General features: G+C 55.1%; 10 protein-coding genes. 9 read left to right on the top strand and 1 reads right to left on the bottom strand.

What is annotated here, in order from left to right; genetic code table 11:
• Positions 1–40 precede the first annotated feature (40 nt).
• Positions 41–1,318 (top strand): NAD(P)/FAD-dependent oxidoreductase, encoded by a 1,278-nt coding sequence (locus tag JKG68_RS19620; RefSeq protein WP_202062918.1) that lies wholly within the window; start codon positions 41–43, stop codon positions 1,316–1,318.
• A 41-nt stretch (positions 1,319–1,359) separates the two neighbouring features.
• The gene (locus JKG68_RS19615) at positions 1,360–2,085 is read left to right on the top strand and encodes a cupin domain-containing protein (RefSeq protein ID WP_202062916.1); all 726 of its coding nucleotides are present in this window, start codon (positions 1,360–1,362) and stop codon (positions 2,083–2,085) included.
• 98 nt (positions 2,086–2,183) lie between these two features.
• Here JKG68_RS19615 and JKG68_RS19610 read toward each other — a convergent pair whose 3' ends face one another.
• On the bottom strand, positions 2,184–2,675 hold the full coding sequence (locus JKG68_RS19610; protein WP_202062914.1) for an Lrp/AsnC family transcriptional regulator: 492 nt from the start codon (positions 2,673–2,675) through the stop codon (positions 2,184–2,186).
• A 541-nt stretch (positions 2,676–3,216) separates the two neighbouring features.
• Between JKG68_RS19610 and JKG68_RS19605 the strand changes: the two genes are divergently transcribed.
• From JKG68_RS19605 to JKG68_RS19575, 7 genes are all read left to right on the top strand, one after another.
• Positions 3,217–4,143, top strand: coding sequence for a 2-hydroxyacid dehydrogenase (locus JKG68_RS19605; RefSeq protein WP_202062912.1), 927 nt, complete (start codon positions 3,217–3,219; stop codon positions 4,141–4,143).
• A 1,530-nt stretch (positions 4,144–5,673) separates the two neighbouring features.
• Entirely contained in the window at positions 5,674–6,576 is a 903-nt protein-coding gene (locus tag JKG68_RS19600) for a LysR substrate-binding domain-containing protein (RefSeq protein ID WP_202062910.1), read from the top strand.
• Between the two features lie 626 nt (positions 6,577–7,202).
• Entirely contained in the window at positions 7,203–7,457 is a 255-nt protein-coding gene (locus JKG68_RS19595) for a hypothetical protein (protein ID WP_202062908.1), read from the top strand.
• Between the two features lie 192 nt (positions 7,458–7,649).
• A complete protein-coding gene (locus JKG68_RS19590; RefSeq protein ID WP_202062906.1) occupies positions 7,650–9,542 on the top strand; it encodes a DUF3483 domain-containing protein in 1,893 nt (630 codons plus the stop codon).
• Between the two features lie 335 nt (positions 9,543–9,877).
• Complete coding sequence (locus JKG68_RS19585; protein WP_202062904.1) at positions 9,878–10,783, top strand: electron transfer flavoprotein subunit alpha/FixB family protein; 906 nt, start codon at positions 9,878–9,880, stop codon at positions 10,781–10,783.
• On the top strand, positions 10,780–11,562 hold the full coding sequence (locus tag JKG68_RS19580; protein ID WP_202062902.1) for an adenine nucleotide alpha hydrolase family protein: 783 nt from the start codon (positions 10,780–10,782) through the stop codon (positions 11,560–11,562). The genes JKG68_RS19585 and JKG68_RS19580 overlap by 4 nt, the downstream gene beginning before the upstream one ends.
• Complete coding sequence (locus JKG68_RS19575) at positions 11,559–13,589, top strand: oxidoreductase (protein WP_202062900.1); 2,031 nt, start codon at positions 11,559–11,561, stop codon at positions 13,587–13,589. Before JKG68_RS19580 ends, JKG68_RS19575 begins: the two co-directional genes overlap by 4 nt.
• Positions 13,590–13,600: the final 11 nt, after the last annotated feature.

The raw sequence follows: 13,600 nt of genomic DNA, 5'->3' as shown, positions 1-13,600 counted from the left end.
GCTCGACACCCCGTCTCTAATCTAATCAGGGCGAACACACATGCATGTGGATTCTCTGTGGGCAGCAACAGCCGATGCAGAGCCGGTGTTTCCACGTCTCACCGGGCATGCCCAGGCCGATGTCGTGATCATCGGAGGCGGGTATACGGGCCTATCGGCAGCTTATCACATCGCTGAGTCAGGCCGGGCCCCGCTCGTTCTCGAGGCAAACCAGATTGGTTGGGGAGCCAGCGGTCGTAATGGCGGCGTCGTTTCCCCTAAGTTCCGGATTTCTTTCCCCGGCATCGCCAGCGCACACGGCAACGAGGTTGCTCGGCGGATGTACGATCTCGCCTACGAGTCCGTCGACTGTGTTGAGGAGCTCGTTGAAACCTTAAGCTTGAAGAGCGCAGGCTTTGGACGTTATGGCCATATCGCAGCAGCTCACACTCCGCGTGCCCTAGCGGGTCTCTCAGTAACGGGTGACTGGATCAAGGCAGAGTATGGTAAGTCGGTGATGCTGAGCGCCGAAGAGGTGAGTGAGGAGATCGGCACAAAAGCCTTTTTCGGTGGCTTGCTCACTGCTGACGCTGGCGGAATCCATCCGCTGAACTATGCGCGCGGCCTTGCGCGTGGACTCGAGGCAAAGGGCGTTCCGGTCTATGTTGAGACACCCGCCTTGAAACTTCGTCGTGAAGGCGCAGGGGTGGTCGTCGATACGCCGGAAGGCCAAGTTACGGCCCGTCAGGTGATCTTGGCTACCAACGGCTATTCGGATCTTACAGATGCTACAAAGCCGATCCATCAGCGTCTTGTACCATTTCGGAGCGCCATTATCGCCACGGCTCCGCTCTCGGCCAATGTCCGAGCACAGATCTTGCCCGGGGGGCGTCTGTGCGGTGACACCAAGCGAATGCTGCGCTGGTTCCGCATGGCGGGAGACCAGCTAATTTTCGGCGGTCGCGGCGCCTTCGGACGTGATGACTCACCAGCATCATTCAAAGCTCTTCGGAAGAATATGGTGGAGCTTTTCCCCATCTTGGAAGATACGCCGATTGTGCACCAATGGTCCGGGCTCGTGGCAATGACGCTGGATGCCTTACCACACGTGGGACGGCTCGATGATCGAACCTATTTTGCCGTCGGCTACAATGGAACTGGTGTCGCAATGGCAAGCTTGATGGGTCGATATCTCGCCCGCAAGACGGCTGGCGAAGCAACATCAGCCGCTCTTCTTGAGACGCAGCCCCTGCACGCCATTCCATTTCATGCTTTCCGCTCGCCTGCAGTGCGCCTAGCAGCTGGCTGGCAACAACTCTTGGATGTGGTCGGGCGCTAATCGATGATCAATCTGGCGCCTGCCGGATAAGGAAAAAGACAATGACCCTGGATGCATCACGCTGCTTTGTCGTACGCAACGGCGTGCCGGTAGGATTGCGTTTGGCCCCTCCGATGCTTGAAGGCAACGATCCATTCAGCGACGGGCGACGGTATCATGTCAGTGACGAGAGGCTGCGGTTCTCTGCAGGACTTTCTGAAAGCAGTGCATGCGACTTGCGTATCGACACAATGCCCCACACTGAGTTTCTTATTGTGTGGCGTGGGGAAGTCACGATCCAAGCGGCCGACAACACGGTCCTCAAGCTCTTGCCTGGTGACTGCGCTATTATTCCGGCCGGATCACGCCTCCGCTGGGTGCAGGCCGATATCGTAATCCGCAGCTTTGTGATCTTTCCCGATGCAGCAGATGGAGCTGAACGTGAGGTGATCAAGATTAATCCTGTGATGGAGCTTGAACGCTGCGCTGCCCCCGTCGCGGAAGTACTGCTTACAGCGCCACCTGTCGCCCACAATCGTCGAGAGTTCGTTGCACGATCGGGCCAAATTAGAATTGGTGTCTGGGAATGTACCCCTTATGCGCGGCGTGACGTAACGCCAACGTTCTGCGAGCTGATGTATCTTACGTCCGGTGAAGTAACTCTCGCTGAACTTAATGGAGTTGAATGGAAGGTTGGCCCTGGGGAGGCAATCCTTGTGCCGGCAGGCGCCACCAACAGATGGATCAGCGAACAGTCTGTTCGAAAAGTCTTCTGCATTGTCAGCTGATGCTCGGCCGAGACCTTTTTCGACGCCGTGGACCGGGCGGGCCGTCAGGAAGTGCAGGACACCAAAGAAGAGAGCTGTTCCCATCAGTGGAAACAGCGCTAGTCCACATTCAGGAGCGAACGCAGAGGCATAGTACCCTTCATGATAGGCGACTTGATAACAATATAACTGAAGTACTTTTCGATGCCGATATTACGATCAATGATCGATTCAATCAGCTCTTGATAGTGAGTAACGTTGCGGACAAGAAAGCGCAGAAGGTAGTCATAACCACCGCTGACCAAGTGGCACTCCAGGATCTCGTCGATATTCCTAATGCTGGACTCGAACTTCACAAAGTCCTCTCGCCGATGATCCGACAGCGTCACCTCGGTAAACACCGTGACGGAGTCGGTGAGCTTGGTCAGGTTAATATGAGCGCGGTAGCCAGTGATATATCCTGCTTTCTCCAGCCGCTTCACCCTTTGCAGACAGGGGCTTGGCGAAAGGCCTACTGCATCAGCCAGCTTAACGTTCGTCATCCGGCCGTCTTTTTGAAGCTGAACCAAGATATTGATGTCAATCCTGTCCAGCCTGAGAGCCTCCGTCATGGTTCAAGCCCCTCATGCCAACGATAGTTCGCCAGATCCCGTTCTGGAAGGCAATGGAGGCCAAGATTGCCGCGGGGACAAGGCGGAGGCTGATGCGCAGGAAGAATGAATTACCATGGTTGTCCAGTGACAGCGAGCATAGCTATAGCTCTGCCGCCGAGCTTGTTGTACCCTGAGCAAGGGCGAAAGGGAAGGACATTGCTGTTCCCAGGCAACGCCTATCAGATTTAGGCCGTAGTCCATCATACAGAGACGGAAACTCACTCTTGGTGGCCAAAGCCACAAGAGGCATGAAGCCATCAATCCCGATAGAGTCTTCTTGCTTCCATGGAAATCCCTAAAGCCGGCGCGGACTCCTGCGAAGACAATTCGTCTACAGAAATTTTTCCGGTCACATATCGATGGCAGGATATGCTGAATGGCCATCGCTTTCCGCAATTTAATATGCTCGCTCCGAGGCCATAGTCTCGGCTGAGCGCCGTCTTCTTCAGGTGCAAGTACGAACCTGTCCAAAGCTGCAACATTGTAAGAGATCGATCTCATGTCGTTTCTGTATCTGGCGGACCCAAGCCGGGGGTCTCGGTGGAAGTCCATGTTCGCAGCTGAGGCACCGGATATCCCATTCCTTCTCGCTGATGACAAAATCACCCCGCATGAGGTGCGCTACCTTATGACATGGGAGGTTCCGCCGAACCTCTTGAAACAATATCCTAATCTTCAACTAATTTTCTCGGCAGGCGCGGGAACCGATCAATTCACACCTAAACTCGTTCCGCCGCATATCCCCGTTGTTCGGATGAACGAGCCTGGCATGACAACCGGCATGTTGGAATACGTTAGCTTTGCCGTGCTGGCCCTGCATCGAGACATGGTGGGCTACATTGCAAATCAATCCAAAGCTGCATGGAGCCCTCGTTTGAATGTCCCAGCATCCCAACGCCGCGTCGGTGTTATGGGTCTAGGCACGCTTGGCCTCGCTGTAGTTGAGCACCTGAATGTATTTGGCTTCAAGCTGTCGGGCTGGAATCGCTCGCCACGTTCCATTGAGGGTGTCACTGTCTATACCGGGAGTGATCAACTCGATCTGTTTCTGGCCTCGTGCGATATCTTAGTCTGCCTGTTGCCTCTATCGGAGGAAACACGTGGGATTCTGAACAGTCGCCTCTTCGATACACTTCCTCGTGGCGCGGGCCTCATTAATGTTGGACGTGGGGGGCACTTGGTCGAAGAGGACCTGTTGACCGCGCTCGATAGCGGGCAGATTCGAGGCGCAGTACTGGATGTTTTTGCGACCGAACCGTTGCCAAGGAATCACCCGTTTTGGGGGAATCCGGCGGTCCTTGTCACACCGCACATCGCGAGCATGACCCAACCGGAGACCGCTGCAAAAGTAGTGGTTGCCAATATCCGCCGCCACCAAACAGGTGAACCACTGATCGACGTAGTCAATCGACGGAGGAGCTCTTAAGCGCACACCTGCTTCCCCTTTGAGGAGATCGACTGTGTCGTCGCTGATGCTTCCAACCTACACCTTGCGGCTGCCGGTATGAAAGGCCGTTAGGCAGAGTTGATGTTGAGTTGGGCTTTGTTGGATTTCTGCATCTTTGCAGTAAAAAGAACGGAGAATGTCGCGCTTTGACCGATAAGCAGTAAGCCCAGACAGTATCACGTCCGCCACCCGATGGCTTCCTTCATGCTATCGGCGGAAGAGCCGCGCTACCAGTTCAAAGATCTTCACGCCAGCAACAATCGGCTGAGTGTCAGCGCCAGCGGCAGGGTTGGAGCGACGAACAGATGGCAATCCTCAAATGCACCGCGTGTACTCACCCTTGAATGTGCCACGAGCCCTAGCATCATGATAACTTCGACGGTTGATCTGCCTTGTACTTAGAACATGCCGAACGCCGCTGCTGTTGCTCCCCAGACGAGAGGCACTTGCCTCGAGGGTCTTGGCTCTGATGTCTCGGTCTGGATTAGGGCAACCGATGGACTGGCCATATTGTCGAGCACAACGTTGTGCTCCTCGTCCGCTCTGTTGCATCCTGTCTGGTAAAGGGCGCAAAAAAAGGATCGAAGAAGGTTCATCATCAAGCTCCCACTCTGCTGCTTCCGAAGTAAAACTTTTGGTAGAGTGTGCTGCTGGCGTGCCCGTGGACGTTCGATCTATGAGCTCCCGTGCACATGCGAACGCGTACTCACAAAGCTGATCAAGAGTAAGAGGCTCTGCACTGAAGCAAGAATCTAAGCCCTGCTGGTTACATTGCAAAAAATGTAATCTTGGCTCAAGTTAAAGATACGTCGATCTGGTCTTGAACCGCTTTCACTGGGCCTCTACCGCAAACTCCCTATTTCAAATAGTTGCACGAAGATGTACTGCGTGGCTAGCAATATTTATTCGCTAATGCCTCTGGTGACACATGTTGTTTGAGGACGCCTGCCGAATGTTGCCGGTTGATGCAGTATTACCAGGGCGGTACTTCTGGGCTGAATGAGACTGTTGCCCCAGCATTGAAGGGTAAAGTTTACCCAAGGTCGATTTCCCCTGAGCATAAGCTAAATCATTGTTTTTGCAACACTCTCGAAATTCTACTGCACCCTAGACCAAGCAGATTTGGGCCACCTCTGAAACCTTAGTGAGCCGTTTGCCGCGAAGCTCGCCAATTGATGCCTGGATGTTTCATTGTGGAAAGGTGTCGGCTGGTACAAGACCCAAAGCCGCTTGGGCGAATAACCCTCCGTTGCCGGGTTGCCGGGTTGCCGGGTTGCCGGGTTGCCGGGTTGCCGTGCACTGCACGTGTTTGCTGTTCAGGGCAAGAAATCTCTAGCCATTGGCTCGGATCACGACGCTGCATCGAAGTCCGGTTTGACAGGTCCCAATTTGTAGTACCTGCTTCGGGCGACGCCTTTGGCGTTCAGTCCCGGACGCTCTAAAAGAGTGGCTGCGCTTCATGCAGTGTAACATGCATGTGAGCCCCAATCGATCGTCTCTAGGTATCCCATGAATCTGAATCGTTTCGCAGCCTTTCGTGCCGTTATGCTTACTGGAACCGTCAGCGGTGCGGCCGAAATCCTTGGGCGCAGCCAACCTGCAGTCAGCCGACTACTCGATAAATTGGAATATGAACTTGGTGTCGCTCTGTTTGAGCGACGGAAGGGTCTGGTGACTCCGACGCCACAAGCGCACGAATTGCTCAATGAGATAGAACGCGCTTACGTTTCGCTGGAAGCTCTCCAGTCTTTCGCTTTGCGGCTCGCGAAGGGAAAGGGGAGCCATATCAGCCTGGCGGCACTGCCCGCGTTCGCCAATGACTTCATGCCACAAGTGCTGTCAGAATTCCATAAAGACTGGCCAGAAACGAAAGTAACCCTGAGCGTTCGGATGGGCCCAAAAATCGAGGAGTTTGCGGCCGCTCAACAAATAGATTTTGGAATGGCTGAGATGCCCTTTAGGAGGTCAGGCTTCAAAGTAGAGCCATTCAGTACTGCGCCTTATGTTGCAGCTGTTCCCAAAGGCCACGCTCTCGCGGAGCGGTCTAGCATAGGCCCAGAGGATCTGGCGAAAAATCCACTGATTTTATATTCATCGTTCGCACCTGCGCGACATCTGCTTGATCAAGCCTCGCAGTCTCTTGGGATACAAACTGAGGCAATCATCGAAACCAATCTCTCGACCCCAGCCTACGCCATGGTGAAACGTGGCCTTGGGATCGCCATCCTCGATCCTTTTACTGCTGTCCTCCAACGGAGTGATGAGGTGGAGTTAATCCCATTCATCCCGACCATTCCGTTTAAAGTTGCGCTGCTTCGACCAGAGACTCGCCCATCGACGCCAGCGATGGAGGCCCTCTTTTCGAAGATGGGGGAGATTAGGGACCTAGTCCTAAACGAGCTACCCGGTTAATTGGGCGGTATAACCAAAACGCATAACGATCCGCAATCATTCGATTTTGATGCTCCAGGGATGTTGCTTTAATTGCGCTGGCTAACTGCTATACGAACTCAATGGCATGGTGCGCAGCTTCGACACACAATTACTTGCCTCTCGCAATGCCTCGTCAGTCATGCGTAGTGGAGATCAGTATATTTCTTGTGGGCAGAGGCTGACAGCATCTGGTGACTCGGAGCCGCCAGTTCAGCACGAGAGTCTGACTGGCGTAGCATTTCACCGCTTGTTGAAGATAATGCATTTCAGACGGTCTGGTCGCTCAGTCCATACACTTGGTCTGAATCTGCTCAGCAGCTCTGACGGCCTCGGTGAAGCCGATGTATCTGATCTGACATTCGAAAATATGACGATCGGTTGGTGCCAGGGGCTAAAATCTCGTTTGATCTCGATCAGAGACTACGTGGCCAGTGTGCTCAGGACTAGCCGAAGTTCCGATATGCAGTCGACCTCCAACCTGAGGGTGCTGCAAGTGCGGCAGCTCGCAAGCGACAATCACCGTCGCGGAAGCCACAATTGCTTACCAGTTGGCAGAAAAAGCTCCTTCACAATGCAATGCTGATCAAAGTAGGAAACAGACCACGATGAAGTATATCACTGCGCGAGTCCGACCTGTTAAGGTTTACCACGGGTATGACAACGAAAGACAGATTATCATCGATGATATTCCTAATCGTGACTTTGTCGAAAAGGTCATTAAAATCGATAGGATACTCTCGTTTACGGAAGAATATTTCTTCATTGAATGTCCGCATAACACAGTTCAGACGTGGGAATACGAGGGTAGTCTTTCAGACATCAAAGTGCAGCTTCAAGCCGCAGGCATGTTGGTCGGCTAGTCTACAGTAGAGTCTCGAAGATAGGCGCAGGTCTAATCCTTACGCGGGTGGGCAGGTAGAAACGGCACTGCCAACTGGAGGGATCGTACTCGTTTCGCAGGCGAAAATGAACATCGCCAGCGCGAGATTGGAGCCGACGGTTTGGCTCAAGTTCCACCATGATGAAGGTGGAACGGATTTAAAGGATTCTCTGTGACGGTATCTGCTCTCCCTCCGCTGATTATTGTTGGTTTGGCTGCGGTTATCGCGGCAGGATCCCTGTCGACACGTGCATATGCATGGCGGCGCGGGCGCGTAACTGCGCCTGTAAACATGTCCGATCTGCTCACTGTTCCTCGTCGTTACCTTGTTGATGTTCACGCTGTTGTTGCTCGCAGGCCACTTGCTGCACGCATGCATTCTCTCGCAGCGGGCGGATTTATCCTCACAGGTGTACTCGCACTCTTTGCTGTAGCTGGCCTCTTAACAGGCCAAGCCTCCGCCGCGCTGATCGCTTTGTCTGGGCTGGCCGGTATCGCTGGCGCAGTATTCGCATTTGCCCGACGCTCGCCCCAAAAGCCATCATACCTTTCAGGTGGACTTTACTACAGTCTTCCTTGGCTCCTTGGCCTCGCAAACATTTTCTTCGCGGGCGTCGGGATTTGTGCAGCCGTTGATCTAATCGCGGCGTGGGACACGCCTTCCGGTATTCTCCTTCTGCTGGCAGGAGCCGTTTCTTTGACGGGGCTTGCGCTGATTGTAGGCCATGGGCCCATGCGGCACGCATTAGCGGGAGCGCTCCATCTGGCATGGCATCCTCGGCCAGGACGGTTTGACGGACGAGGGGCAGATACAGCGTTTGCTCCAATCGACCTGGATGCATCCAAACTTGGTGCTAATCGCATTGAGGACTTTTCCTGGAATGAGCTTCTCGGCTTCGACACCTGTGTGCAATGTGGCCGGTGTGAGGCTGCCTGTCCTGCCTTCGCCGCTGAACTGCCTCTTAATCCGAAGAAATTCATTAATGACATCGCTGGCTCAAACGCCCCGGTTAACTACACTGGCTCCCCCCATCCTGGTCTTCCGAAGCACCAAGGACACGCTGGCCCGATCTTGATTGGGGCGGAGGGAGCTTCGATAGCGCCCGAGACGATTTGGGCGTGCACGACGTGTCGGGCATGCGTCGACGCATGCCCGATGATGATCGAGCATCTCGATGGAATGATCGCACTAAGGCGGTTTGAAACGCTTGAGCACGGTGCGACCCCGGGAAAAGCTGGGGATCTGTTCGATGCGCTGCGCGAGACTGATACACAGTCAGGCAACCCTCTTCCCGCCCGTCTCGATTTTGCGGCCGATCTGGCTCTTCCTCTAATTGAAGAGCAGCATCCTGTTGAAGTTCTTCTCTGGATTGGGGAGGGCGGATTTGAGCTGCGCAATCAGCGGAGCTTGCGCGCCTTCATCAAGCTCCTACGCATCGCCAACGTAGATTTCGCCGTTCTAGCCGAAGAGCGGGATTGTGGCGATACGGCACGCCGGCTGGGCGATGAGATCGAATTCGTGCGCTTAGCACAAGCAAATATAGCAACTTTATCCCGCTATTCCTTCAGCTCGATCGTGACCCTTGATCCCCATGTTGCTCATAGCCTTTCTCGCGACTATGTCGCCTTCGGGGGCAACTATCAGGTTTTCCACCACACGACGTTTTTGGAGAGCTTGGTCAGAGACGGCCGCCTTTCCGTTGAGGGGCAGCTGAACGGGCGCGTGACTTATCACGATCCTTGTTACCTCGGGCGTTATCTCAACGAGATCGATGCGCCGCGCTCGCTTATTGACAGGCTCGGGGTTGAACGCATTGAAATGGCACGGCACGGTCGTCAATCTTTTTGCTGCGGTGGTGGCGGAGGTGGCCCAGTCACCGACATCAAAGGGAAACAGAGGATTCCAGACCTGCGTATGGAGCAGGCGCGTGAAACCGAGGCCGAGATCATAGTGGTTGCCTGCCCAAACTGCACGATGATGCTGGAGGGGGTGACCCAGCCCAGACCGCTGGTTCGAGAGTTGAGTGAGATCCTTCTAGAAGCAGTGGAAGGCCGCTCATCATGAGATGTGACGAGCCTCAAAGACCCATGCGCCGAGACCCGCGTGCTGAGCGGAATCTTCGGCGATGCCGCACGAACGAGGCTGAATCTTCGACTGAGGCGTGCTCCCGCCGACGTGATCCGCGCCTGGAGCGTGATCGCCGCCGTCAGAGGCCTTCTATCCAGCTGAGCAGTTCCGGTATTCAGGCACTTCTGTCCGATCCTGCTAGTCTCTCCCCTCTACGCAGTCGTCATACTGCCAGGCGAGGCGATCCTGGCTCGACTTTATCCCCATCACTCGCAACTCGCCCCTCCCAACCCGAGATATTGCGGATTGAGGCTCCCTCCTGCTGGATACTGGTGGTTCCGGACGCGCCGTCTGGAGCTCTCACATCACACGACCGGGACGCGATCGCTGCGGCAAGGCTTCTTGCCGACAATAAAAATGGTGGCGTCATCGCCTTAGCTCCCGCGGCTGCTGCAGATTACGGAGCCATCGGCATTGATCGTCTGGTCCAGCTACCTGATGTACACACAGAGCCAGCGTTTCGTCTCGCAACGCTAGAGGCTATCTTGGCTGAGTACGCGCCGGCTCACATTATTCTTCCTGATACACCCCTCGGCGGGGGGCACCTTGGACGCCTGATCGCAACTCGTCAGTCTCTGGCTATTGCGCCCGGTGTCATACGGATCTCAGGAGGAGAGTTGGTGCGGTTAGCAGATGGAGGGCGGATAGAGCAGACCTTGCCCGCTGCGCCTGTTATTCTTGTTGCGCCGGAGTCTGCTGACCCGAAACCAAGTGCTCGCAGAGAGGCGCGTGTCCTCCCAATTCCAGCTCTCTCCGAGGTCGACGAAACCATTGAGGATTGTGGCTTGCTGCCGGTCGACCCGTACTCCGTTCCCTTGCAGGAGGCCGATTTTATCATCAGCGCCGGAAACGGTGTTTCAGACTGGGAGAGCTTCTCGGAGCTTGCGAAAGTGTTGAATGCTGCTGTCGCCGGAACCCGAGCGGTCTGCGATGCAAACTACCTACCACGCCATCGGCAGGTCGGTGCCTCCGGCACCTTGGTGAATCCACGATGCTATTTGAGCTTCGGAATTTCTGGGGCACCGCAGCACCTCCAAGGTATCGCTCGATGCGAAAGAGTGATCGCCGTCAACACCGACCTACACGCGGATATGATCAAGCGTGCGGACCTTGCAATCATTGCAGACGCTCAGACCGTGATGCCCTCTCTCTTGGCCCTTCTGAGGAAACAACGATGAACCCAGAAGTTGTTGTTGTTCTACTATCAATTGGACGAAACCCGGTTTCGGGGCGGCCCCGGCGGGCTCAGCGGGATGCTCGCGCCGTTTCAATAGCCATAGGGACAGGGAAGCCGGTGATCGGCGTTCATGCTGGCGAACAGCAGGATGTCCTTCATGACTATCTTGGAATGGGACTTGCCCGGCTCATCAAAATCGACGTCCCGGAAGGCGAAGATCCAGTTCCGGCTATCGCATCTACATTGTCTCTCATGAAGCCACGCTTGGTGCTCACAGGAGCACGCGCCGAGATTGGAAGCGGAAGCGGCCTTCTTCCTTACGAGATTGCCCAACGATTGGCATTGCCTGTTGTGCCTCAAATCGTTTCAGCAACGCTGCGTGGTGAGACGGCAGAACTCTTGCAAGCAGTTCCCGGTGCGAAGCGACGCCTTCTCCGAACAAGTGGGCCAGTGCTTGTGACTGTTGACGATCATGGCCCGCCGGTACGTCAGATAGCTAAAGGTCCAGCCCGGCGTGGGGTGATTGAGGAAGTAGCTGTTCCCGAGAGGCTGCTACTCGCGCCAAACCTTATGCTGCAGCCCCTTGCAGAGAGACCTGCCCGCAAACGCCCGAAACGTATTAGACCTGCGTCTGAAACCCAGGCCAATAACCAGCGGACAACGCTAACGAACCCGGACGCGGAAGCTGCGGCACACGCGATCCTCAACTTCATGCGCAGCGAGCGTATCCTCCTCGATTCGGCACAAGAGGCCAGCCAAACTAAGGAACATGCTTCATGAATGCCCACGCCGCGCTTTTAAAACCCTTAAAAATAAAGAATCTTACGATCCGTAATCGGATCATGAGCACGAGCCATGCTGAACGGTTTGCAGATGCCGGCCGTCCAGGCGAGCGCCTTCAGCTCTATCATGAGGAAAAGGCCAAGGGAGGAATTGGCCTCACAATGTTCGGCGGCTCATCGTCCGTTGCGCCAGACAGCCCAGCTGCGCTCTGGAATGGGATCTCACTGGAGAGCGATGACGTCATTCCGCATCTCCAGCAATTTGCAGACCGTATCCATCAACACGGCGCGGCCCTCATGGTGCAGATGACCCATATGGGGCGACGCACCCGCTGGGACTCAGCTAACTGGCTGGTTCCAGTAACTCCGACTCCAAAAAGAGAGCATTACAGTCGTTCGGTCTCAAGAGAGATCGAGGATTGGGACATCCGACGCATCGTTAAGGGGTTTGGTCAGGCGGCACGTCGCGGCAAGGAGGGGGGCCTTGACGGCATTGAAGTCATGGCAGGCGCTCAGCACCTCGTCGACCAATTCTGGTCACCGATGACCAATCAACGGACCGATAAGTATGGGGGTAGCCTTGAGAACCGCATGCGCTTCGGCATTGAGGTTCTTGAGGAAGTTCGTAAGCAGGTTGGCGACGATTATATCGTAGGTATGCGCTTCTCCGGCGACGAAATGATCGACGGAGGCCTGACTGCGGAGGACTGCCTTGATATTGCGAGGCACTATGTCAGTACTGGTATGCTTGACTTTGTGAACGTGATGCCAGGTCAGCTCAATGACATGATCAACTACGCAAAGTACCTGCCTAACATGGTCACCCCTTCCGCTCCCTTCCTCTATATGGCGAGTGCAATTAAGGCCGAAATCGACATCCCGGTGTTCCATGCCACCCGGATCACTGATCTCTCAACGGCTACGCGGGCTATTGAAGAAGGTCATTTGGATATGGTCGCGATGACCCGAGCCCATATCGCTGATCCGCACATTGTAAACAAAATGATGGAGGGACGGGTTGATGATATCAGGCCTTGCGTCGGTGCATCTTTCTGTCTTTCTGGACGCGGGGCTGTCTGCCTGCACAACCCTGCGACCGGACGCGAAGCCTCAATCCCGCATACCATCACCAAGTCATCGACTAAGCGTCGGATTGTTATTGCCGGCGGAGGGCCGGCTGGCTTAGAGGCCGCACGCGTTTCCGCACAGCGGGGTCATGAAGTAATTCTGTTTGAGGCTGGGAACCAGCTCGGTGGACAAATCAATATCGCCTCGAAAGCAACATGGCGCGAGGGACTCGCTAACATCGCTCGCTGGCTGGAAGGGCAGGTTAAGCGCTCGGGTGTCGATGTCCGCCTAGGCCAAAAGGCCAGGGCCTCCGACATCGAAGCACTTGATCCCGATGTCGTAGTGATCGCCACCGGTGGGCGTCCCAACTTCGACGGGGTTGAGGGAAGAGAGCACGCCATCAGCACATGGGACATTCTGACGGGCAATGTCGAGCTCGCCGAAAATATCCTCATTTGGGACGACAGCGGCTACGAACCTGCCATCTCTTGTGCTGAATTTGCAGCCAAGCGGGGAGCGCTGGTCGAGCTTTCAACCTATGATCGGCATCCAGGCGAAGAAATACCCAAAGCCAACCTTCCGATCTTTCTGCGAGAGACATACAATCACGACGTCGTATTCACCCCTGACCGTAAGCTCAAGCGGATCTATTTGGAGGGAAACAAGCGCATCGCTGTTCTCGCAAATGTGTTCACGGACGAAGAGGAGGAGCGGGCAGTAGACCAAATCGTCATCGAGCAGGGCACATTGCCAAACCTCGAGCTCTACGACGACCTGAAGCCTCGCTCCGGAAACCTTGGTGAGGTCGACATTGACGCGCTTATTGCGGGGCGTCCTCAAATCATCAACAACAATCCGGCCGGACGATTTCAGCTCTTCCGGGTTGGCGACGCAGTCGCAAGTCGAAATATCCATGCTGCTGTCTACGACGCGGTGAGGCTCTGCAAGGATTTTTGACCATGCCATTG

Source organism: Microvirga aerilata (assembly GCF_016743775.1).
Taxonomy (GTDB): Bacteria; Pseudomonadota; Alphaproteobacteria; order Rhizobiales; family Beijerinckiaceae; genus Microvirga; species Microvirga aerilata.
The sequence above is the reverse complement of the archived record's forward strand: the minus strand, read 5'-3'. Positions and strand labels throughout refer to the sequence as shown.